16 protein-coding genes and 1 pseudogene are annotated in these 22,878 nt (G+C 73.5%); 10 read left to right on the top strand and 7 right to left on the bottom strand.

Annotation, left to right across the window (positions count from 1 at the left end):
- Positions 1-22: 22 nt before the first annotated feature.
- The 8 genes from dxr to BJ982_RS34785 all read left to right on the top strand — a co-directional run bounded on the left by dxr (position 23) and on the right by BJ982_RS34785 (position 8,568).
- Positions 23-1,252, top strand: coding sequence for a 1-deoxy-D-xylulose-5-phosphate reductoisomerase (gene dxr / locus BJ982_RS34820; RefSeq protein WP_184887220.1), 1,230 nt, complete (start codon positions 23-25; stop codon positions 1,250-1,252).
- Positions 1,253-1,428: 176 nt separating this feature from the next.
- Entirely contained in the window at positions 1,429-2,598 is a 1,170-nt protein-coding gene (gene ispG, locus BJ982_RS34815; RefSeq protein ID WP_184887218.1) for a flavodoxin-dependent (E)-4-hydroxy-3-methylbut-2-enyl-diphosphate synthase, read from the top strand.
- Positions 2,599-2,706: 108 nt separating this feature from the next.
- On the top strand, positions 2,707-3,810 hold the full coding sequence (locus tag BJ982_RS34810; protein ID WP_203959234.1) for a PP2C family protein-serine/threonine phosphatase: 1,104 nt from the start codon (positions 2,707-2,709) through the stop codon (positions 3,808-3,810).
- A 153-nt stretch (positions 3,811-3,963) separates the two neighbouring features.
- Positions 3,964-5,550, top strand: coding sequence for an alpha/beta hydrolase (locus tag BJ982_RS34805; RefSeq protein WP_184887216.1), 1,587 nt, complete (start codon positions 3,964-3,966; stop codon positions 5,548-5,550).
- Positions 5,551-5,597: 47 nt separating this feature from the next.
- Positions 5,598-6,440, top strand: a complete 843-nt coding sequence (locus BJ982_RS34800) for a GNAT family N-acetyltransferase (protein WP_184889767.1) — start codon at positions 5,598-5,600, stop codon at positions 6,438-6,440.
- A gap of 71 nt (positions 6,441-6,511) precedes the next feature.
- Positions 6,512-7,264: a HipA family kinase gene (locus BJ982_RS34795; protein WP_184887214.1), complete on the top strand. Its 753-nt coding sequence runs from the start codon at positions 6,512-6,514 to the stop codon at positions 7,262-7,264.
- On the top strand, positions 7,261-7,647 hold the full coding sequence (locus BJ982_RS34790) for a DUF3037 domain-containing protein (RefSeq protein WP_184887211.1): 387 nt from the start codon (positions 7,261-7,263) through the stop codon (positions 7,645-7,647). The genes BJ982_RS34795 and BJ982_RS34790 overlap by 4 nt, the downstream gene beginning before the upstream one ends.
- 96 nt (positions 7,648-7,743) lie before the next feature.
- Positions 7,744-8,568 carry an LLM class F420-dependent oxidoreductase gene (locus BJ982_RS34785; protein ID WP_184887209.1) on the top strand — a complete coding sequence of 275 codons (825 nt, stop codon included), beginning with the start codon at positions 7,744-7,746 and terminating at the stop codon, positions 8,566-8,568.
- Here BJ982_RS34785 and BJ982_RS34780 read toward each other — a convergent pair.
- The 4 genes from BJ982_RS34780 to BJ982_RS34765 all read right to left on the bottom strand — a co-directional run bounded on the left by BJ982_RS34780 (position 8,550) and on the right by BJ982_RS34765 (position 15,173).
- Complete coding sequence (locus BJ982_RS34780) at positions 8,550-9,932, bottom strand: alkyl sulfatase dimerization domain-containing protein (protein WP_184887207.1); 1,383 nt, start codon at positions 9,930-9,932, stop codon at positions 8,550-8,552. The genes BJ982_RS34785 and BJ982_RS34780 overlap by 19 nt on opposite strands.
- Positions 9,933-10,144: 212 nt before the next feature.
- Positions 10,145-12,772 carry an ATP-binding protein gene (locus BJ982_RS40765; protein WP_184887205.1) on the bottom strand — a complete coding sequence of 876 codons (2,628 nt, stop codon included), beginning with the start codon at positions 12,770-12,772 and terminating at the stop codon, positions 10,145-10,147.
- 167 nt (positions 12,773-12,939) lie between these two features.
- Complete coding sequence (locus BJ982_RS34770) at positions 12,940-13,644, bottom strand: CHAP domain-containing protein (protein ID WP_184887203.1); 705 nt, start codon at positions 13,642-13,644, stop codon at positions 12,940-12,942.
- 338 nt (positions 13,645-13,982) lie between these two features.
- Positions 13,983-15,173 (bottom strand): alpha/beta hydrolase, encoded by a 1,191-nt coding sequence (locus BJ982_RS34765; protein WP_184887201.1) that lies wholly within the window; start codon positions 15,171-15,173, stop codon positions 13,983-13,985.
- Positions 15,174-15,350: 177 nt separating this feature from the next.
- On the opposite strand from BJ982_RS34765, the gene BJ982_RS34760 reads away from it, so the two are divergent.
- Positions 15,351-17,150, top strand: a complete 1,800-nt coding sequence (locus tag BJ982_RS34760) for a phosphatidylglycerol lysyltransferase domain-containing protein (RefSeq protein ID WP_311772295.1) — start codon at positions 15,351-15,353, stop codon at positions 17,148-17,150.
- 96 nt (positions 17,151-17,246) lie between these two features.
- On the opposite strand, the gene BJ982_RS34755 is transcribed toward BJ982_RS34760, so the two are convergent.
- Complete coding sequence (locus tag BJ982_RS34755) at positions 17,247-18,842, bottom strand: NsdA family TPR-like regulatory protein (protein ID WP_184887197.1); 1,596 nt, start codon at positions 18,840-18,842, stop codon at positions 17,247-17,249.
- Between the two features lie 301 nt (positions 18,843-19,143).
- On the opposite strand from BJ982_RS34755, the pseudogene BJ982_RS40055 reads away from it, so the two are divergent.
- A pseudogene (locus BJ982_RS40055) lies at positions 19,144-19,512 on the top strand (ATP-binding protein); the annotation flags it as partial.
- A 47-nt stretch (positions 19,513-19,559) separates the two neighbouring features.
- Here BJ982_RS40055 and BJ982_RS34750 read toward each other — a convergent pair.
- Together BJ982_RS34750 and BJ982_RS38745 are read right to left on the bottom strand one after the other, a co-directional pair.
- Positions 19,560-19,850 carry a VOC family protein gene (locus tag BJ982_RS34750; RefSeq protein WP_239123231.1) on the bottom strand — a complete coding sequence of 97 codons (291 nt, stop codon included), beginning with the start codon at positions 19,848-19,850 and terminating at the stop codon, positions 19,560-19,562.
- Between the two features lie 201 nt (positions 19,851-20,051).
- A complete protein-coding gene (locus BJ982_RS38745) occupies positions 20,052-22,721 on the bottom strand; it encodes a serine/threonine-protein kinase (protein ID WP_203959235.1) in 2,670 nt (889 codons plus the stop codon).
- Positions 22,722-22,878 lie beyond the last annotated feature (157 nt).

The following is a 22,878-nucleotide window of genomic DNA, read 5'->3' as shown; positions in this document are numbered from 1 at the left end:
CGCGCCCCGCGATAATGGGGGCATGCAGACGTCACTCGCCGTCCCCGCCGACATCGGGGCGGCCGCGCCCGTGCCGCACGAGCCCCGGTCGATCGTCGTGCTCGGCTCGACGGGCTCGGTGGGCACCCAGGCGCTCGACGTCATCGCCCGCGAGCCCGGCCGCTTCCGCGTCGCCGGGCTGGTCGCGGGCGGCGGCCAGGCCGATCTGCTCGCGCGCCAGGTCGAGCGGTTCGCGCCCGAGGTCGTCGCGGTCGCCGACGAGCGCGCCGTCCCCGCCCTGCGCGAGGCCGTGGGGAGCGTCCCGGTGCTGGCCGGTCCGGAGGGCGTCGCCGAGGTCGCCGCGTGGCCCTGCGACATCGTGCTGAACGGCATCACCGGCGCGGTCGGGCTCACCTCCACGCTGGCGGCGCTGTCGGCCGGGCGGCTGCTCGCGCTCGCCAACAAGGAGTCGCTGATCATCGGCGGGCCGCTGGTCAAGCGCGCCGCGGGGCCGGGGCGCATCCTGCCCGTTGACTCCGAGCACTCGGCGATCGCCCAGTGCCTGTGGGCCGCCGGGCCGGAGGGCCACGACCCCGCGGCCGTGCGGCGGCTGATCGTCACGGCCAGCGGCGGGCCCTTCCGGGGCCGGTCCCGCGCCGAACTGAAGGACGTCACGCCCGAGCAGGCGCTCAAGCACCCCACCTGGGACATGGGCCCGGTGATCACCCTGAACTCCGCCACGCTGGTCAACAAGGGGCTGGAGGTCATCGAGGCGAACCTGCTGTTCGACATCCCCTTCGACCGCATCACCGTCGTGGTCCACCCGCAGTCCGTGATCCACTCGATGGTGGAGTTCGTCGACGGCTCGACGATCGCGCAGGCCAGCCCGCCCGACATGCGGCTGCCCATCTCCCTCACCCTCGGCTGGCCGGCCCGCGTCCCCGGCGCCGCGCGGCCCGTCGACTGGACCAAGGCCCACACCTGGACCTTCGAGCCGCTGGACGACGAGGCGTTCCCCGCCGTGGCGCTGGCCCGGCACGTCGGCGTCCTCGGGGGCACGGCGCCGGCCGTCTACAACGCGGCCAACGAGGTCTGCGTGGACGCCTTCCTGGCCGGACGCCTGCCGTTCCCGGGCATCGTCGACACGATCGAGGCGGTCGTCGGCGCGCACACCGTGTCCCCGGCCGGCTCGGTCGAGGAGGTCCTGGCCGCCGACTCCTGGGCCCGCGCGCGGGCCCGCGAGCTCACGGGGGTTCAGGGCGGCCGGGTGTGAGATCGGCCATAGGGCCGTGACGCCGGCGGCGGGCGCGCCAAGGTGGGACGCCGCATGCATATGCCGACCAAGGCCGCTTGATGGGTATCTCTGTGTCCGTAACCCTGTGGTGCGCAGGGTTACCTAGACTGGATCCGTCTGAGCGCGCTGCCGAACCGACCAAGGTGCTGGAACATATGACATCTGTTGATCTGGGCATTCCCTCCGTGCGGAGCAAGCCGATCGCCGAGCGGCGGGTGTCTCGGCGGATCATGGTGGGGTCCGTGCCGGTCGGCGGCGACGCCCCGGTTTCGGTGCAGTCCATGACCACCACGCTGACCGCCGACATCAACGCCACGCTGCAGCAGATCGCCGAGCTCACCGCCGCGGGCTGCCAGATCGTGCGCGTGGCCGTGCCCTCGCAGGACGACGCCGACGCCCTGCCCGCCATCGCGCGCAAGTCGCAGATCCCCGTGATCGCCGACATCCACTTCCAGCCCAAGTACGTCTTCGCCGCGATCGACGCCGGCTGCGCGGCCGTCCGCGTGAACCCGGGCAACATCAAGAAGTTCGACGACAAGGTCGGCGAGATCGCCAAGGCCGCCGCCGACGCCGGCGTCTCCATCCGCATCGGCGTCAACGCCGGCTCGCTCGACCCGCGCCTCCTGGCCAAGTACGGCAAGGCGACGCCCGAGGCGCTGGTGGAGTCCGCGCTGTGGGAATGCTCGCTGTTCGAGGAGCACGGGTTCCGCGACCTGAAGATCTCGGTCAAGCACCACGACCCGGTCGTCATGATCCAGGCGTACCGCCTGCTCGCCGCCAGGTGCGACTACCCCCTGCACCTCGGCGTCACCGAGGCCGGCCCCGCCTTCCAGGGCACGATCAAGTCGGCCGTGGCCTTCGGGGCGCTGCTCGCCGAGGGCATCGGCGACACGATCCGCGTCTCCCTGTCGGCCCCTCCCGTCGAGGAGGTCAAGGTCGGCATCGGCATCCTCGAATCGCTCAACCTGCGCGAGCGCGGTCTCGAGATCGTCTCCTGCCCCTCCTGCGGGCGCGCCCAGGTCGACGTGTACACCCTGGCCGAGCAGGTCCACGCCGGGCTCGACGGGCTGAAGGTCCCGCTGCGGGTCGCGGTCATGGGCTGCGTCGTCAACGGCCCCGGCGAGGCCCGCGAGGCCGACCTCGGGGTGGCCTCCGGCAACGGCAAGGGCCAGATCTTCGTCAAGGGCGAGGTCGTCAAGACCGTGCCGGAGTCCCAGATCGTCGAGACCCTCATCGAGGAGGCTCTGCGCCTGGCCGAAGAGATGGGCGTCGAGGTCGACCTGGAGGACGAGGACGCCCCGGGCCCGCAGGTCGTCGTGGGCTGATAGCGCCCGGCCGCGGTCGTCTGTGCTCGTCCGTGCCCGTCCGCGTCGCCGCAGGTCAGCGGCGTCAGACCCTTCCTGGCTCCGGCTCCGTGGGTGTATCCAGGAAGGGTGCGGCTCCGCCGGCGGGGGACGGGCGCCCGCCGGGCCTGGCAGTCCGGCCAGGCCCCGGTGGTGGTCTCGCTCGCGCTGATCGTGATGATCACGATCGCCGACCTCATCACCCCGGCGACCATCCAGTTCAGCCCCTTCCTGATCGTCGCGCCCGCGGTCGCCGCCTCCGCCGCCGGCCCCGGGCGCACGGCGATGATCGCCGTCGTCGCCGTCGCCGACCTGATCCTGCTCGACATCCGCTCCTCCCTGCTCGGCATGCCGGCCGCGCGGGCGCAGTTCGCCGCGCTCGTGCTGGTCTCGACCTTCCTCGTGGTGTTCGCCGCCGTGCGCGAGCGGCACAAGGAGGAACTGGTGCGCGTCCGCTCGATCGCGGAGGCCGCCCAGCAGGCGCTTCTCCGCCCCCTCCCCACGCGGCTCGGTCCGCTGCGGGTCGCCTCGACGTACCTGGCCGCCGAGCGCGAGGCGCAGATCGGCGGCGACCTGTACGCCGCCGCCCCGGCGAACACCGGGGCGCGGCTTCTGATCGGCGACGTCCGGGGCAAGGGGTTGCCCTCGGTGTCGGACGCGGCGCTGCTGCTCGGCGCGTTCCGCGAGGCGGCCCGCCGCCACGCGGCCCTGCCCGAGGTGGCCCGCCACCTGGACGAGAGCGTCCGCGCCGACCTTGAGGAGAACGCCGGGGAGCCCGGGGAGGTGTCGGAGAACTTCATCACCGCGGCCGTCCTGGAGGCGCCGGGGGACCGGCAGGTGCTCCACCTGATCGACTGCGGCCACCCTCCGCCCCTGCTGGTCCGCGACGGCCGGGTCACCACCCTGCACGTGGTCGCGCCCTCGCCGCCGCTCGGCCTCGGGGAACTGGGCGACGGCGCCTACCGGATCGAGACGTTCGACTTCCGGCCGGGCGACACCCTCCTGCTCTACACCGACGGCGTCGTGGAGGCCCGCTGCCCGTCGGGAGGCTTCTATCCGCTGGAGGAACGCCTCTGCCGCTGGCCCGGCGACGATCCCGAGGCCCTGATCGCGCACGTGCGCGCCGACCTGCTCGCCCACGTCGGCGGGCGGCTGGAGGACGACGCCGCCATGGTCGCCATCCGCCGCCTGTGAACCGGCGCCCGCGCGCGGAACCCCGTCGGGCAGTGACTACCCTTGGCAATCAGATGACTACAGATTGGTAAACGTTGCTCGTCCTGGCGCTTGCCGGACGGTCCCATCCGGGAGCATCGCCTCTGGTCCACAGCAGGCGGAGGAGGGCGACGGGTGAGACGGGTTCTCGGAGTGGTCGCGAGTGCGGCGGTGCCGATCGCGCTGGTCGCCGGGCTCACGACCGGGGCACGGGACGCGGCCGCCGCGCCCCGTGACACGGTCGAGTGGGGCGCGTGCCCCGGGCCGAAGACGGCGGCGAAGGTCGAGTGCGGCACCGTGCGGGTCCCTCTGGACTTCTCCCGGCCCGACGGGCCGGCCATCGCCCTGGCCGTCAACCGCGTCAAGGGCTCGGCCTCGCACGACCAGAACGGCGAAGGGGTGCTGCTGGTCAACCCGGGCGGCCCCGGAGCGTCCGGCATCACGCTCGCCCGGTACGTCGCGGCCGCGCTGCCCAGGGACGTCGCCGCCCGCTACGACGTGATCGGCTTCGACCCACGCGGCGTCGGGGCCAGCGAGCCGGCCCTCACCTGCGTCGACCCGAGGAGGCACTTCGCCGCCCCGCGCCTCGACCAGGTGCCGGGCGACCGCGCCGCCGAGGCCGCCCTGCTGGCCAGGGCGCAGGCGTACGCGCAGGCCTGTGCCACGCGCTGGCCGTGGCTGCTGCCGCACATGGCCACCGAGAACTCGGCCCGCGACATGGACCTGATCCGCCAGGCGCTCGGCGAGCAGAAGATCAGCTACCTCGGCTACTCCTACGGCACCTACCTCGGCGCGGTCTACGCCACGATGTTCCCGGCCCGGGTCAGGCGGCTCGTGCTGGACAGCGTGGTCGATCCCGAGGGGGTGTGGTACGACGCGAACATCGCCCAGGACTACGCCTTCGACCGGCGCCACCACGACTTCCTCGCCTGGGTGGCCCGCCACCACGACGCCTACCGTCTCGGCCGCGCCGAGGCCGACGTCGCCGCCGCCTACGCCGGCATGCGCCGCGGCCTCGCCGCCAGGCCGTCCGGCCCGGTCGGCCCGAGCGAGCTGGACGACATCTTCACCGTCGGCGGCTACACCGACCTCGTCTGGCCGCAGCTCGCCGGTGCCTTCGCCGCCTACGTCCGCAAGGGCCAGGCCGACCAGCTCGTCAACGCCTACCGCCAGCACGTCGACCACGACGCCGCCGCCGAGAACAACTACGCCGTGTACCTGGCGGTGCAGTGCCGCGACGCCGAGTGGCCGCGCGACTGGGGCCGCTGGGTGGCGGACACGGTCAAGGTCAACGCCAAGGCGCCGTTCATGGCGTGGCAGAACGCCTGGTACAACGCGCCGTGCGCCTTCTGGCCGGAGAAGGGCGGGCCGCCGGTCCGCGTCGGCGGGTCCGCCGGCCTGCCGCCGATCCTGCTGGTGCAGTCCCGCTCCGACGCCGCCACCCCGTACGCCGGGGCGTTGCGGGTGCGCGCCCGGTTCCCGAGCGCCCGGCTGCTGCGGGAGGGCGGCGGCAACCACGGGGTGTCCCTCGGCGGCAACCTCTGCGTCGACCGCCACCTGGCCGCCTACCTGCGCGACGGCAGCCTTCCCGGCGGCGCGGAGCGGCACGCCGGTCGCAGGCCCGACGCGACGTGCGCCGCCGGGCCGGAGCCGAAGCCGCTGCCCCCGATGACGCGCGGGCACGGACACCTGCGGCTCAGAAAGGTGATCGCGGCTCCGTAGGGCCGGTTCGTTCCAAAATCGGCCCGGTCGCGTAGGCTAAGCCCGTGATGCTGCGAACATCGGCGTCGCGCGTGCTCGACGACCAGGACCGCGACGAGGTGCTCGCGATCCTCGACGCCGACCCGGTGGCCAACGTCTTCGTCGCCTCCCGGGTGCGGTCGGTCGGGCTCAGCCCGGCGCGCCTCGGCGGGCAGATGTGGGGCTTCGGCCCCCGTGGCGGGATGACCGCCCTCTGCTACTCGGGGGCCAACCTGGTCCCCGTCAACGCGGGTCCCGAGGCCGTCCAGGCGTTCGCCGACCGCGCCCGCAGGCAGGGCCGCCGGTGCTCGTCGATCGTGGGCCCCGCGGACGCCGTCGAGAAGCTGTGGGAGCGCCTGGAGCCGTACTGGGGGCCCGCGCGGGCGATCCGCTGGGCCCAGCCGGTCATGGCCACCTCCTCGCCGTCGCCGGTGCCGCCCGATCCGCTCGTCCGCCAGGTGCGCCCCGAGGAGTTCGCCACGCTGCTTCCCGCCTGCGTGGCGATGTTCACCGAGGAGGTCGGCATCTCGCCCGACCTCGGGGACGGTGGCGCGCTGTACCGCTCGCGGGTGGCCGAGCTGATCCGCATCGGCCGCTCCTACGCCCGCATCGAGGACGGCCTGGTCGTCTTCAAGGCCGAGGTGGGGGCGGTGACGCCGCAGGTCTGCCAGATCCAGGGCGTGTGGGTCCACCCGGACCGGCGCGGCCGGGGGCACGCCGTGGCGGGCATGGCGGCGGTCGTGGAGCACACGCTGCGGCATTTCGCGCCGGTGGTGTCGCTGTACGTCAACGACTTCAACGTGGCCGCGCGGGCCGCGTACCGCAGGGTGGGCTTCAAAGAGGTGGACACCTTCATGTCCGTCCTTTTCTGACCTGTTCTGACCTGTTCCGGCGAGGTTCCGCCGCCACCGCGCGGGTTCCGCGCCGCCGGTACTCTTGGCGGGTGCTCGAACTGGTGACCGCGACGCGGTACGTGACCCCGCTGCGGGAGGGCGGGTCGCTGCCGGGCGTCGTCGAGGCCGATGATCTCGGCACCTACGTCGTGAAGTTCCGCGGCGCCGGCCAGGGACGGCGGGTGCTCGTCGCCGAGATCATCTGCGCGGAGCTGGCGCGGCGGCTCGGCCTGCGCACCCCTGACCTCACGATCGTGGACCTGGACCCGCAGATCGGCGCGCGTGAACCCGACCAGGAGATCCAGGAGCTGCTCAAGGCCAGCGAGGGCCACAACCTCGGCGTCGACTTCCTGCCCGGCGCGCTCGGCTTCGACCCCCTCGCCTGGTCGCCCGACCGCGCCTTCGCCTCCCGGCTGCTGTGGTTCGACGCGCTGATCCACAACGTGGACCGGAGCTGGCGCAACCCCAACCTGCTGGTCTGGCACGGCGACACCTGGCTCATCGACCACGGCGCGGCCCTGTGGTTCCACCACAACTGGCGCACGGCCGACCCGCAGCGTCCCTTCGACGCCCGCGACCACATCATGGCGCCCTACGCCAAGCGGCTCAAGGAGGCCGACGCCGAGCTGCCGGGCCTGGTCACCGAGGACCTGCTGCGCGCGGTGACCGCGCTCGTCCCCGACGAGTGGCTGGAGGACGAGCCCGGCTTCGCCGGCCCCGCCGCCGTGCGCGACGCCTACGTCGACCACCTGCTCGCCCGTGCCCACGGCCCGCGCGCCTGGCTGCCGGAGGTCGCGCGATGAGCGGCGCGCGCGACGTGTACGAGTACGCGGTGATCCGGGTGGTGCCGTGCCTGGTGCGCGGCGAGCTGATCAACGCCGGGGTGATCCTGTACTGCCAGCCCCGCGACTACCTGTGCGCGCGCACCGAGCTGGACGAGCCGCGGCTGCGGGCCATCGATGAGGACGCCGACGCCGGGCAGGTCCGCCTGGCGCTGCTGGCCTACGAGCGGGCCTGCGCGGGGGAGTCCGAGGCGCTGCGCGCCCAGTCCCTGGGCAGCAGGTTCCGGTGGCTGACCGCGCCGCGCAGCACGATCGTGCAGGCCGGGCCCGTGCACGCCGGGCTCACCTGCGACCCCGCCGCCGCGCTGGAGACCCTCATGGACCGCCTGGTGCGCAGGGCCTAAGCTGGCCGGAGATCCGTCCCCGACCGATGTCCAGGCCGGCGCGCCCACGGCTCGTCCAGAAGAGGACCAGAAGAGGACCAGGAGAGGAACGGCCTCATGCGGCTCGGCGTCACCATGTTCGCCACCGACCGGTCCATGCCGATCACCGATCTGGCCCGCGCGGCCGAGGAACGCGGACTCGTCTCGCTGTGGGTTCCCGAGCACACCCATATCCCCGTCTCGCGCCGGACGCCGCACCCCTCGGGGCAGCCGTTGCCCGAGGTGTACAAGCGCACCCTCGACCCGCTGGTCGCCCTGTCCTACGCGGCGGCCGTCACCGAGCGCCTCACCGTCGGCACCGGCATCATGCTCCTCGCCCAGCGCGACCCCATCGCCACCGCCAAGGCCGTGGCCACGCTCGACCTGCTGTCCGGCGGGCGGTTCGCGCTCGGCGCCGGCTTCGGCTGGAACGCCGAAGAGATGGAGTCCCACCACGTGCCCTACGACCGGCGCCGCGAGGTCGTCCGCGAGCACGTCCTCGCGATGAAGGGCCTGTGGACCGAGGAGGCCGCGGGGTTCGCGGGCGAGCACGTCGCGTTCGAGCCGTCGTGGTCGTGGCCCAAGCCCGCGCGCGTGCCGCCGGTGTACCTCGGCGGCGGCGCGGGGCCGAAGATGTTCGCGCACATCGCCGAGTACGCCGACGGGTGGCTGCCCCTCGGCGGCGGCGGGCTCAGGGACGCCATGCCCGCGCTGCGCGAGGCGGCGGAGAAGGCCGGGCGCGACCCGGCGACGATCGAGGTCATCCCCTTCGGCGTGCACCCCGACCAGGGCAAGCTGGAGTTCCTCGCCGGGCTCGGCGTCGGCCACGTCGTGTGCTCCGTGCCGAGCGGCCCCGCCGATGCCGTGCTGCCCGTCCTGGACGCCTACGCGTCCCTGCTCTGACCCGGGGCGGCGTCCGGGTAAGCGTCCGGGGCGGCGTCCGGGGCCGGCCCGGCGGGCGGCACCCACCACACCCGGCCCCCGGCGATCTCCTGGTACACGTCCAGCAGGTCCTCGCCGGAGGTCACGCTGCGCGACTCGGCGGCGGCCCAGGTGTAGACGCCGCGCGCCATGATCGAGGCCTCCTGCCGCGCGCGCAGCGTGTAGACCCGCGCCCTGATCTCGTGCAGCTTGTGGTCGCCCGGGTCGGCCTGCACGGCCAGCTCGGCGAGCTGGCACGCGAGCCGCGGGTCCCCTTCGGCCGCGGCGGTCGCCGCGCGGGCCGCGAGCGCGGGCGCGCCGCCGGACAGGTCCGCCAGCGCGCGGGCCAGCACCTCGTCGGGCGCGGGTTTGAGGTGGGCGGGGTTGCCGTCGTGCCAGCCGCCGTACAGCCGCCAGATGTTGCGCACGACGAACTCCGGCTCGTCGTGGTACGGCCGCAGGTACGGCCTGCCGGCCAGCGCCTCGGGGGGCCGCACGGCGTGGACGATCTCGTCCAGGCGCGCTCCGGCGTTCATCAGCTCCAGGGTCCGGTCGACCAGGTGGTCCAGGTAGTCGGCCGTGTCGGTGAGCGCCCGGCGCACGCGGGCGGCCCCGGCGATGGGCAGGCCGTGGCCGGGCAGCAGCACCTCCGCGTCCAGCGCCGCCATCGCGCGCAGCGCGACCGCCCACTCGTCCGGGTAACGCTGGGCCTTCTGCGGGTTGCCCGCGTTCGGGGTCACCCAGGCGAACAGGTCTCCGGTCAGCAGCACGCCGCGCTCGGGCAGGAACGCCCAGGTCGCGTCGTCGGTCTCGCCGCGCGCGTGCCGCATCTCGAAGGTCACGTCGCCCAGCGAGACGTTGATCTCGTCGCGGTAGGTGAGGTCGGGCTGCCGATGGGAGACCGGCCAGGTCAGCCGGGAGAAGCCGTACTGCCGCTGGTTGACCATCGTGTTGTAGCCGGCCGTCCTGGCGTAGCGGGCGAACCGGCGGGTGACGGCCTCGTGCGCGATCACGACCGGCCGGGGACCGTCCTCCGCCTCGAACGGGCCGAGGCCCGCGACGTGGTCGAGGTGGCCGTGGGAGAAGACCGCGTAGCGGACCGGCTCGTCCGACCAGGCCCGCATGGCCGCGTGCATGGCAGGCGCGTCCACGTCGTTGCCGGTGTCGAACAGAGCCAGGCCGCCATCGCCCCTGATGCCGTAGACGTTGCCGAAGGCGGGCCACATCACCACGCCCTCGGCGACCTCCTGCACCCCCCTCGAGCGCAGGTCCCCCAGCGGCACCTCCCCGGGCGTCACCGTCCCTCGCCAGACGCTGTCGGCGTGGTGGAGGATCGGTGACGTCATGCGCCCAGCCTCACCCGGGGCCCCGCGCCGTCGCAGTAGGGAGTTCCCTACACCTTCCGCCCCCGCCTGACATGGGCGTACACCTGCGGAACGGGGGCCGTGTCAGAGCCGGGGGGACACCGGTCGGACCGGGCACGGAAGCCTTCGCCCGCCGCCGTGCCGCCGAGTGCCGCCGAATGCCGCCGGATGCCGTCAGATCCGCCGCATCGCCGTCAGATGTCGCCGCGCTCGTAGGCCAGGGCCAGCTCGACGCGGGAGCGCAGCCCCGTCTTGGCGTACACGCGCGACAGGTAGACCTCCACGGTCTTGCGGCTGTAGTGCAGCTCCTCGGCGATCCGCGGGTTGGACAGCCCGCCCGCGACCAGCTCCGCCACGCGGCGCTCCGCGGTGGTGAGCACGGCCGAGGGCGCGGGGGCGAGGCCCGCCTCGCGCAGGCGGTGGGCCGCGCGGTCGCGCCAGGGCACGGCGCCGAGCTCGCCGAAGACGGCGTGCGCGCGGACGAGCTGCCGGGCGTCCCCGAGGACGCCGAGGACGAGCCGGGCGTGCGCCTCCTCGAACTTCAGCCCGTCGCCGCGCGCCGTCTCCAGCGCGGCCCCGGCGCGTTCGGCGTCCTGGAAGGCGGCCGCGGTGGCGAGCAGGGCCGTCAGCCGGGCGCGCGGCGTGCCGCCCGCCGCCATCTCGTCCAGCGCGAGCGCGGCGGCGCGGGCGCCGTCGGCGTCGCCCGTGATGATGAGCATTGCGGTGCGGAAGCCGAGCGCCCGGTAGGCGACGTCGGTGGGTCCCGTGCGCACGGCCTCGTCCACCAGCCGCAGCGCTGTCGCACGGTCGCCCACGCCGAACGCGCGCCTGGCGGCGAACAGGGCGCGCAGCGACATCTGGAGCACGCAGGTGAGCGGCGGGCCGGCGAGCAGCGGCTCGGCCTCGTCGTAACGTCCCTGGTCGAGCAGGATGTCCAGCTCGATGTTGCGCAGCAGCGCTGCGTTCTCGCGCAGCCCCGCCTCGGTCAGCGCGACGGCGTCGGAGCGCAGGTCGCGCAGCGCCCGCTCCCACTCGCCACCCAGCCTGCGCACCACGGCCAGCGTGCGTACGCGCTGGCCGGCGATGTCGTGCCAGCCGAGCCCCCGGTAGATCTGCTCGGCCTCGGCGAGCAGGCCGAGCGTTCGGGTGCGGAGCCCGGCGCTGGCCATGATGTGCGCGGAGGACTCCAGCGCGGCCAGCCGGGCTGCGGGCGGCAGCGCCGCGGACGCCGGCAGCAGGGCGCCGAGCGCGCGCTCGACCTCCGCCCAGTCGCCCTTGATCAGGGAGTCGCCCGCCAGGGCGCTGAGCGTGATGACCAGATCTTCGGGCGGGCAGGTGGGCAGCGCCGCCCACGCCTCGCGGACCAGCGCGCCGGAGTCCACGCCGAGCTGGGTGCTCACCACCGCCTGCTGGGCGAGCAGCGCGGCCCGGTGGTCGGCGTGCGGCAGGTGTTCGGCCGCGATCGACACCGCCAGCTCGTACCCGCCCATGGAGTGCGCGGCGTTCACCATCGTCTGGGCGGTCCGGGTGCGGCGGCGTCCCGGCTCCAGCACGGCGAGGGCCTGGCGGCCGGCCCGCAGCGCGTCGACCGGGCGCGACCCCTTCCAGTACGACAGCGCCTCGCGGGCCAGCAGGACGCCGCGCTCGTGCGCCGGGGCCAGTTCGGCCGCCCGGCCGTACCAGTGTCCGGCCGAGAGCGGCGCCGTCCAGCGGGTCGCCTCGGCGGCGCGCAGCATGGCCGGTAGGGCCTCGGTGCTCGTGCCGCCCTCGGCGAGGTGGGAGGCCCATTCCAGGACGCTGCGCGCGCCGGCCAGGCCCTGGCGGTGCAGCAGGCCGGCGATGCGGGCGTGCACCCGGCGGCGCTCGGCCGGTCCGAGGTCGGCGTACAGGGCCTCGGCGACCAGCGGGTGGGCGAACTCGTAGGCGCCGTCGTCGGCGGGCACGAGCAGGCCGTCCCCGACCAGCCCGTCGAACGCGCGCTCCGCCTCGGCCACGGCCAACCCGGCGATCTCCGCCAGGGCGGGCAGGTCGGCGGTGCGGGCGGGCCGGGTGCGGCGCAGCGCGGCGAGCACGCGCGCCAGCCCGCGCCCGCCGCGGTCGCGCTGGAAGAGGCGGCCGAGGATCGCGCCCCGGCGCGGGCCCGGGTAGGCCGACTGCACCGCGCCGCCCTGCACGAGGGTCAGCACGGCCTCGCGGACGAACCACGGGTTGCCGCGGCTCTCCTCGTGGACGTGCCGCACGAGCGAGGCGCTCGGGGCGCGGCCGAGCAGGCCGGTCACCACCTCGGCGACCTCCTCCGGCGACAGCGGGCTCAGCCCGGCGACGACGTCGGCGTCCATGGCGGGCAGGCGCCGGGCGGTGCCGGCGACCACGAGGCCGGGCACGCGGCGGGGGAGCACCGACAGCACGCCGAGGGTGTCGGCGTCGGCCAGGTGCAGGTCGTCGACGGCGAGCAGCGTGCGTCCCGGCAGGCGGCGCAGCAGGTTGGCGGTGTGCACGGCGGGCGCGGCGCCGAGGACGCCGAGCGCGGCCTGGTCGATGGCCTCCATGAGCCTGGCCAGCGGCTCGCGCGCGACCGGGTCGTCCTGGAGCGGGCCGAGGGCCTCGGTGAGCGCGGCGTAGGCGAGGCCGCTGCCGAAGTCGCGAGCCTGCCCGTGGAGCACTCGCAGGCCTAGGGACCTGGCCATCTCCTCGGTCTCCGCCAGCAGGTGCGTCTTGCCGATGCCCGCCTCGCCGTGGACGAGCAGCGTCACGGGCGGGTCGCGCAGCGCGGCCTCGAAGCGGAGCAGGATCTCGCTCCTGCCGGCGAGGTGTTCGGTCACCTCTCACCGCCCGCGCGGGGCGGGGCGTGGCGGCGGACGCCGGGGGGCTGCCGGGTGGGTCCGGGTGGGTCCGGTGGGTATGGTCATCGTCACCATTTTCGCGCGATCGGCTCGTGAAGCCATTCGCGCGGGGGACGGCCGTGGATGACGCGGGCCGCCCCGAAGTCTCACCCGGCGGCCGGCCGCCCGGCGCGGGCCCGCCGCACGGAGTGCCGGGCGGTGCCGAGCAAGGCGGCGAGGAGGAGGACGACCAGCAGCACGGGGAGCAGCACCCCGGCCAGGCCGGCCGAGGACGTCGCGGCGAGGGGGGTCTCGGCCGCGGCGAGCGTCACGGAGGAGGCGCCGGTGAAGGAGGTCTGCGACGTCGTGGCGTTCGCGTTCATGGCGGCCTTGACCTTCTCGGGGTAGCCGTACCCGACGACGTAGGTCTGGTCGCGGGTCTTCTCCCGGACGTGGCCGCCGTCGACGTTGCCCTCGATGGTGCGGATGGTGTCGCCGTCCACGGCGATGACCATGCCCACGTGGTCGATGCCGTCCACGGTGCCCGAGCCGCTCCAGTCGTAGAACACCACGGAGCCGACCTCGGGGGTGTGACCCCAGGCGTCGTGGTCGACGAACCATCGGGCGTGGCCGGGGGTGTAGGCGAACTGGCCGAACCACTTGTCGTAGCCGAGCCGGTGCGCCGCCCAGGACAGGAGCATGTCGCACCAGGGCTGGGCCGAGTAGTCGGAGTCGAACTCGACGGTCTTGCCGTACCAGTCACCGTATTTGGTGTAGCCGCCGCCCTGCTCGCCGTAGCCCAGCTGGGACTTGAGCAGGTCGATCATGTTCTTGAGTTCCGAGGACAGCTCGGTGGACGGTTCGGTCGTCATGGAAGCGAGGGGCCTTCCTGTGCCTGCCGGCGCCGGGGCACGCCGGGTGTGAGGCAGGACGTTAGCCAGGAAAAGCGCAGGTCAAAAGATGGCCAAGTCCCGGTTTCCACGGGGTGGAGAGATCGTTCTCATGGCCGGGAGGCCCGATGGCGCCGGGGTTTCCGGCTCCGAACCGGTCTGGCGCGAGTCATGCATGGAATGGGATTTCTTTACCCAAAGTTGACCAAGTCGGTCAGATAGCCGATGTTCCAGAGACCTGATCGGCGGCATGATGCCCGCAGACATCGGCGCCGTTCGTCACGCCGTCGCGGTGGCGGGGGCGGTCGTGCGCTGACGCCTCACGAGGACGGGCTGGGCGCCGGCTGGACGGGGACGTCCGGGGCCGGCACGCGGAGCTGGCGCGCCAGCCAGGGCAGGGCCTGCGGCACCTCGCGGCTCCAGGTGTTGAAGTTGTGGCCCCCGCTCGGCAGGATCAGCGACGAGGCCCGCATCGGCGGCCGGACGGCGGCGAGGAACTCCAGCGTCATCTTGTAGTTGGACTCGCCCTTCTGGCTGCTGCTCAGCAGCACCGAGATCGGCGGGTGCGGCAGGTGGGTCAGGCGCCACATCATGTCGTTCTCGCGCATGAGCCTGCGGCTGCCGCCGAACAGGTCGCCCGTGGTGGCGTCGATCGGGGGCCTCAGGTAGCCCGACAGCGAGACGGCCGCGGCGTACGCCTCGGGGTGGCGCATGCTGATCTTGAGTGCGCAGTAGCCGCCCGTGGAGGCGCCGAGGATGCCCCAGCTCGCGGCGTCGGTGCCCACGCGGAAGCCGCTCGCCATCGCGTCCTTCAGGTCCTTGGTGAAGTACGTCTCCGCCTGGGGGCCGCGGGGCACGTCCACGCACTCGGTGTCGCGGGGCGGCGCGACGGTCGGGCGCATCAGCACCATGATCGTGGGGATCATCTCGTTCCCCGCGATGGCCTTGGCGGCCACGAACGGCATGTTCATGCGGGTCACCAGGTTGCGCGCGTCACCGGGGTAGCCGGTCAGCGCGACGATCACCGGGAAGCGCGTGCTCGCGTATTTCTCGTCGAAGTACTGCGGCGGCAGGTACACGAACGCCGGCGAGCTGAGCCGGGACCTCGCGCCCGAGATGACGACCTCCTGGAGCCGGCCGCCGGCGTCGCTCCGGCCGCCGGAGGCCAGGGGGACGTGGGTGGTGCCGATCACCTGGACGCCGCCGGTCGGCTCCAGGGCGGGGGCCTGGGCGCCGGGGGCCACGGGGTCGGCCACGATCGGGGAGGTCGGCCCGCCGGCGGTGCCGAGCAGATCCTCCCAAGTGCCATAAAAGCCGAAATAATTGTTGAGTACGAGCCCGAGGGTGGCCAAAGTCAGGACCTGGTTTCCCAGCAGAACGGCCAACCGCCCGGCGACCGCCGGCCAGGTGCGCGCGCTCAGCCGCGGCCATATCCACCACACCGAGGCGACGAGCCCCACCACGGCGAGCAGGCCCACCAGAAGCTCCAGCTTTATTGAGGTGAGTCCCAATGTAACGTCCCCCGGTCTTGGTCTCACTCCGCGGCGTCTTTTATGGTAGTGCCAGCAAAACTGACTGAGGCGATATAGGGCCAGGTTAAGGATGTATCACTTCTCGGACGCCCGAAGCACGGACCGCACCCTCTAGTGTGTCCTGATGTGAAGCGCCGGACACGCCTTCCGCGATTTATGGTGTCTCGTACCTGGATGCCGTCCGCGGCCGGATACGCGGTGCTGTGCGTCGGGATAATCGACATCATTCGCGGAGTGTTCCCGCATTTCCGGCGCAGCCGGGTCGGCGTCATCGCGGCCGTGCTGCCGGGCACGGTCACCACCCTGGCCGCCGCCGCGTCCCTGCTGGTGGGCGTGCTGCTCGTGATGCTCGCCCACGCGCTGCGCCGCCGCAAGGCGCGGGCCTGGCGCGCGGTGGTCGTGCTGCTGCCGCTGGGCGCCCTGGTCGAGGCGCTGCGCTGGAGGCACTCCGCCACGGCGGTGATCGGCCTGATCCTGTTCGTCGTGCTCCTGGTCGACCGGCGGGAGTTCCACGCCCTGTCCGACCCGAGGTCGCGCTGGCGGGCGCTCGGCAACTTCCTGGCCCTCGGCTCCCTCGACCTGGCCGTCGGCTGGGTGATCGTCAACGTCCACCCGTCCAGCATCGTCGGCGACCCGTCCCCCGCCGAACGGCTCCGGCACGTCCTGCTCGGCCTGGCCGGCATGGAGGGGCCGGTGCGCTACTCCCTGGACCGCACGGCCGAGCTGGTCTACTTCTCGCTGGCCGGGCTCGGCGCGCTGACCGCCGTCACCACGCTCTACCTGGCACTGCGCCCGGAACGCCCGGTGTCCGCGCTGAGCGGCGAGGACGAACGCCGCCTGCGCGCGCTGCTCGACCGGCACGGCGCGCAGGACTCCCTCGGGTACTTCGCGCTGCGGCGCGACAAGAGCGCGATCTTCTCCCCGAGCGGCAAGGCGGTCGTGGCCTACCGCGTGGTCGCGGGCGTCGCGCTGGCCAGCGGCGATCCCATCGGCGACGTGGAGGCGTGGCCGGGGGCCATCAGGCGCTTCATGGAGGAGGTCGGGCGGCACGCCTGGGTGCCCGCGGTCATCGGCTGCAGCGAGACCGGCGGCGAGGTCTGGACGCGCGAGGCCGGCCTGTCGGCGCTGGAGATCGGCGACGAGGCCGTCGTCGAGGCGGCCCGCTTCACGCTGGAGGGCCGTGCCATGCGCAACGTCCGCCAGATGGTCAACCGCACCGAGCGCGCGGGGTACACCTGCCGGGTGCGGCGGGCCCGCGACCTGTGCGCGCACGACAGGCGGCGCGTCCGCGCGGCGGCCGAGTCCTGGCGGGGCGCCGAGACCGAGCGCGGCTTCTCCATGGCCCTCGGCCGTCTCGGCGACCCGGCGGACGGCGACTGCGTGATCGTCACGGCGCACAAGGCGGGCCAGGCCGGTGCGCACGGCGACGCGGTCAGGGCGATGCTGCACTTCGTGCCCTGGGGCACGGGGGGCATCTCGCTCGATCTCATGCGCCGCGACCGCGACGCCGACCCCGGGCTCAACGAGTTCCTCATCGTGAAGACGTTGCAGGCCGCCCCGCTCCTCGGCGTCACCCGCGTCTCGCTGAACTTCGCCATGTTCCGCTCGGCGCTGGCGCGGGGGGAACGGCTCGGCGCCGGGCCGGTGCTGCGCGCCTGGCGCGGCGTTCTGCTGTTCCTGTCGCGCTGGTTCCAGATCGAGTCGCTGTACCGGTTCAACGCGAAGTTCCAGCCGTCCTGGGAACCGAGATTCCTTTTGTATCCGACGGCGCGCGCCCTGCCCCGGATCGGTCTGGCGGCGTTGCAGGCCGAGGCCTTTCTCACGGTCGGCGTGCCCGTGCCGCCCTGGCGGCGGGGCCGGCGTCGCGGCACCGGATCGACGCCGCCGGGAAAGGCGTCCCGGCCGGGTTACTGGCCCGTGGGTCCATTTACAGATGAAGGGCGGGAAATGACATGATCAACGACTGTTTCAGTGTTGTTTTTGTCGATTCCAGCGCTTCCCCGGAAATATCCCGGGAAATGGTACGCGGCCGGTCTCGGGTAACGGGCGAATTCAGGCGATGAGCCGGGCGGCGTGCAGGTGTTCGTCCAGCGCCGCGACGCTGCGGGTGCGCTGCCATGGGCTGAGCTTCTCGCGGGTCTCCACGACCGACCGCGCCAGCCGGGGCGAGGTGTTGCGCTGCGCCAGCCGCGCGGCCTCGCCGAGCTCCTCGCACGCCTGCTCGATGTCGCGTAGGTCGAGGTGCGCCTGCGCGGTCTTCAGGCGGATGTAGGCGACGTTGCGGACGAAGGTCGGGTCGATGCCGGCCGCCGCGCCCGCCGCGACCTCCAGCGCCTTGGCGGGGTCGCCGGTGTCCAGCAGGCAGCCGGTCTTGGTGGACAGGTACTGGCCCTGGCCGTAGAAGGGGACCAGGCGCGCCCCCGGATCTCCGGCGTCGGCGCCGTGCAGCTCGCGCTGCGCCTGGTCCACCGACCGGAAGCAGCGGGTGTGGTCCTTGCGGCGCTCGGCCTTGGCCGACCGCCGCACCACCGCCGCGTACGCCCGCGCGCCGACGTCGCAGGCGTAGGCGGTGAGCAGTTTGCTGCCGGCGCGCCGCCCCCAGGTCAGGGCGCCGAGCGCGTGCTCGACACCGAGGCGCGGGTCGCCCCGCCAGGTGGCGAGCTGGCTCCAGTTGGCCAGCACCATGCCGCACATGGCGTCGTCGTCGGCGTGGTGCGCCGCGTCGCGGGCCTGGGCGTAGTAGTGGTCGGCGCCGCGGAAGTCGTTGAGGTTGAACAGCATCCAGCCCGTGCAGCGGCGGACGTCGGCCAGCAGGGACAGGACCTTGGCGCGCATGCGCTCGCCCACCCCCGCCGACAGCAGGGACATCACCAGGGTCTGCTGGGCGAGGACGGTGGCCACGGTGGCCTGCGGGCCGAGCAGGTCCTCCTGGCGCATGCAGCGCCGCAGCACGGCTTCGATGTGCTCGACCGTGGCGTCGTCCACGCGGCTCGGATCGGTGACCGCCATCGTGACGCGCCGCGCCTCCTCGATGTCCAGCCGGTCGAACAGCGGCGAGGCGTAGGCGGAGGTCGCCGCGGCCCCGATGAGGGCGAGAACGTCACGTCGATTCATCTGCGTTGCCCAATCCGTGAAGGCGTGGACGAGCTGCTCGAACTCCCGGTCACGCGGTTCACCCGGCGAGGCGGGTCCGGGGAAGGGTTGCGTCGGCAGGATGTCCGCAATGTCGCTAAAAGTGAGGGTAGATGTGGGTGATATGGCGGGGATATCCCGCCTACGGGGCACATTCGCGTTCGGGTCCGAGCCCGTGTGATCCTCGCCGTCCACCAGATCGCAGGCACGGCACCCGTAGATGCGGGCGAGCCGGTTGAGCCCGGCCACCGGCGGCTCGTTGCCCGTGACCGCGGGCCACGCCTCCCACGAGCCCAGCTTGCGGACGCTGAACGGCTCGGAGGGCCAGAGGGTCTTCCATCGCTCCACCACGCGCTCCTGGGTGAGCCGGTGGGCCTCGCGGAACGCCTGCCGCGCGTTGAGCCGGTAGCGGCGCCGGTACTCCTGGGCGATCTCGACCCACGTCGCCCCACGTTCCCGTAACTCGGTGGTGAGGCGGTCCATCTCTTCCTTGAGACTGCGCGGCTTACGTGGCATCGCGTACCCCCCGGCCCCCGTGGATGCGTATCGCCGACACCGAGAGTAGCCAAAGCCTGCTTTCCGCTACGCACGGTTGTCAGGAATCGGCGACCACAGCGCCGGTTTCCGCCACCGGAAACCGCCCGCGCCCGCTTTCCCGGGCTTCGCGCTACAGACGCACCCCGTCTGAGCGCCTGTTGGGGCGGTCACCCCCCACCGGAAGGTGAAGGTCCGCCCCGTTACCCGGTTCCGCCTGACCCGCGGGCGGTGCCGTCACGAAGACGACGCCCCTGAACGCGAAAGGCGAGGGAGATTCGTGATGACCCGCATCCCAACCCGCCCCCGTGAGGCCCGCTGGGAGCTGCCCGCCGACCCCCGCGCCACGGCCGCGTGCCGCGCGCTGGTCCGCGTGACGCTCGCCGAGTGGGGCCTGCGCGACCTGACCGACGACGTGACGGTCGTGGTCACCGAGTTACTGGCGAACGCCCTCATCCACGGCGAGCCCCCGATCCACCTGACGCTGCGGCGCGCGCACGGCGCGCTCGTCGGCGCGGTCACCGACCTCGGCCCGGGACGTCCCCGGCTGCTGGCCGCCGCCGCCGACCTGGAGCACGGGCGCGGCCTGCGCATCGTGGACGCCCTCACCGACAGCTGGGGCGTCGATCCGCTGCCCGGCGGGGCCGGCAAGACGATCTGGTTCGCCCGCGCCGAGCCGGACCCGGTCGTGCCGCGCCCTCAGAGGGAGGAGTACAGCACGAACACGTTGCCCGACGGGTCGCGCAGCACGGCCCTGACCTCGTGCGGCCCCGTCTCCGGCCCCGAGACCACCTCGGCGCCCGCCGCCGTCAGGTCGCGCACCGCCTCCGCCACGTCGCCGACCTTGTACGAGGGCGCCGTCACCGCGCCCGCGACCTGCTCGCCGCCCGCGGCGAGCGCGACGGTCACCCCGCCGCCGTCCAGCGCGGCGAAGCGGTCGCCGTCGCGGAACTTCACCGCCAGGCCGAGGGTGCGCGAGTAGAACGCCACCGCCTCGTCCAGGTCGGTGACCGGGATCAGGACGTTGCCGAGCTTCTGGGCGTGCGCGCTCACGCTGGCCTCCACGGGGGTAGATCGTCTTCTCGACCGTACCCGCGCGGCGCCCCGGCGCGCACCCGTTCAGGGGGGCGTTAAGGGGACCCGCCCGGCGGGCGGATCCCCTACAGGGGCCGGTCGCCCCGGCCCCCGGGCTCACCTGGCGTCGTGCGGGCGCCGGCCATGGCCGGGCGAGGATGCCCCGCTCTCCTTCGGCCGCTCGCCGGTCGGCTCGCTCGAGGACGTGTGTCCCTGCTTGCCCGGCCGCTCGCCGGTCGGACGGCTTGAGGGTGCGGGTTCCTTCTCCTTGGGCCGTTCGCCGGTCGGCCGGCTTGCGGGCGTGCGCTTCGGTTGCGCAGGCCGCTCGGCGGTCGGCTGGGCCGAGGGCGCGCGTCCCGGCTCGCTCGGACGCTCGCCGCTCGGCTCCTCGGAGGGCTCGTCGCTGGGCTCGTCGCTGGGCTCGTCGTCCGGCTCCGGGCTCGGCTGCTCGCACGGCTCGCCCCGGTCCGACCACCGCGCGCTGTCGCTCGCCGAGCCGAGGCCGGAGCTGACGTTCACCGTGACCTTGCGGGTGTCCAGGTAACCGCACTCGGGGCTGGAGAACCGCACGGTGTAGGTGCGTTCGTAGACGGTGCCGCCGCTCAGCGTCGCCTGGCGCGCGACCGTGCGGGTGCCCCCGCTCTCGCCGCCGCTCAGCGTCTGGGTGAACGTCGCCGACAGCGCGACCGGGTCGGGCGTCGCGCTCTTGACCCTGACCGTCACCGCGCGTCCGTCGAAGCCGAGGATCGACACGGCCGGCGGCGCGCACTTGGACCCGGCGACCCTGACCTCTTTGGTCTGGGCGCCGTTGGCGGCGGCCGGCCGCGTGGAGACCCGCACGCCGAAGTAGGCGACCTTGCCGCAGGCGACATCGCCGAGGCTCCCGCGCAGCGAGGCCCGGTAGGAGGTGTCGCCGGAGAACGTGCGCGAGGCCCGGTCGACGACCTTGGCCACGCTCTCGCCCTCTCTGCGGGTGAACTCGGCGGCGAGGCTCACGGCGCCGGGCCCGCTCGTGCGCAGGGACACCTCGGCGGTGCCGCCGTTCCACTCCAGCGCCAGGTTGTCGACCGTCGGCGGCGGGCACGGCTCGCCCTTCACGGTGAACGTCCTGGTCTCGGTCCCGCCGGCGGCCTTGGGCGAGGTGGAGACCGCGACGCGGCGCACCACGGTGGTGCCACAGGCCGGGGCCTCGAAGCCGCCGTCCAGCGTCCGGGTGTAGGAGGTGGCGCCGGTGAGGGTCAGCGTGCGGGTGGTGGCGGGGGCGGCGAGGGTGAGCGCGCGGGTGCTGCCGGGGCCGAGGCCGGACGCCGAGGCTCCCTCGGTGAACCGCGCGGTCAGGGTGACGTTCTCCGTGGTGGTGGTGCGCACCCGCACGGTGGCCGTCCGCCCGTCGAAGGAGACGCCGAGGTCGCTCACCGACAGCCGGGTGGGGGTCGGCGTGGGGGTCGGGGTGGGCGTCGTCGGAGGCTTGGGGGTCGGCGTGGGCGTCGGCTTCGGGGTCGGCTTGTGCGTCGGGGAGGGCTTGGTGCTCGTGCCGGTGGTGGGGGAGGGCTTGCCCGTCTGGGGGGACGGCGGGGTGTGCGGGGCGGAGGTGGGCGGCGAGGGGGTGGACGACTTCGGCGTCACCGTGACCGCGGGACCGGAGTCGGAGCCGGATTCTGAGCCGGGTTCTGAGGGGGTGGGCGCGATCGCCTCCGACGGAGGGCCGCCAGGCTGTTTCGCCCCGGCGGTCGGCTCGGTCAGCGAGACGCCCCGCACGGGGGTGCCGTCGCGGTTGGCGGCCAGCACCGCGATCACGACGCCGACCGTGAGGATGCCCGCGCCGATCAGCACGCGCGGCAGGTGCCGCACCCGCGCGCGGCCGCGCGAACGGCCGAGCGAGGAGGCGGCGTTGCTGGACCCGGCCTGCGCGCCCGGCTCCGACAGCGGGAAGAACAGCGCCAGCAGCGCGGCCAGCTCCGCCAGGTGGCGGCGGCCCCGCTCCTCCCACTCCGGTCCGTACGCGGCCACCGCCGCGTTCTCCAGCTCGCCGACGAACGCGCGCGCGGTGGTGGGCCGGTCGGCCGGGTTCTTGGCCAAGCCCCGGGAGACCAGCGAGCGCACCGAGCTCGGCACGGCGTCGGCGGGGATCGGCGCCGACTGGTGCTGGTGCCGCAGGGCGGCCGGGTGGTCGGCGCGGTAGGGCCGCCTGCCGGTGAGGCACTCGAAGAACACGCAGGTGGCGGCGTAGACGTCGGTCGCGGGGCTCGCGGGCGCGCCGTTCCACTGCTCGGGGGCCATGTAGGACGGTGTGCCGGAGGGGTTGCCGGGCTGCCCGGCGGGGGTGGCGATGCCGAAGTCGGCCAGCTTGCTGAAGCCGTCGGCCTGGACCAGGACGTTCTCTGGCTTGTAGTCACGGTGGACGATGCCCTGGGCGTGCGCCGCCGCCAGCCCGGCGAGGGAGCCCTTGAGCACGGCCAGCGCGGCCTCCGGGCTCGTGGAGCCGTGCTCGTGGAGGATCTTGCGCAGCGCCACGCCGTCCACGAGCTCCATCACGATCGCCGCGCCGAGGGGGCTCTCGACGTACTCGTAGAAGCGCACGATGTTGCGGTCGTCGATCTCGACCATCGTGCGGGCCTCTTCGCGGAACGCGGCGAGGAACCGCGGGTCCGACCTCAGCTCGTCGCTCAGATACTTGATCGCCACATGGGCGCCGGTCTCGTCGTAGGTGGCCAGAACGACCCGGCCGCTCCCGCCGGAGCCCAGAACGCGTTCTTCCCGATATCCGGGAACGGACCAGGCGTTCATCGATTCCCCTCAGAGGTGGTGATGCTCCCGTCTCCCCAGACGAAGGTCTCACCCGATACGGCAAATGTCACGAGATTGGTAGATCATTGCGGTGACGATTTGGTTACGCTAGGTATGCCGGTTAAGCATACGTCAAGGTCAGGGCGGTGTTCGGCCA

Source organism: Sphaerisporangium siamense (assembly GCF_014205275.1).
GTDB classification, from domain to species: domain Bacteria; phylum Actinomycetota; class Actinomycetes; order Streptosporangiales; family Streptosporangiaceae; genus Sphaerisporangium; species Sphaerisporangium siamense.
The sequence above is the reverse complement of the archived record's forward strand: the minus strand, read 5'-3'. Positions and strand labels throughout refer to the sequence as shown.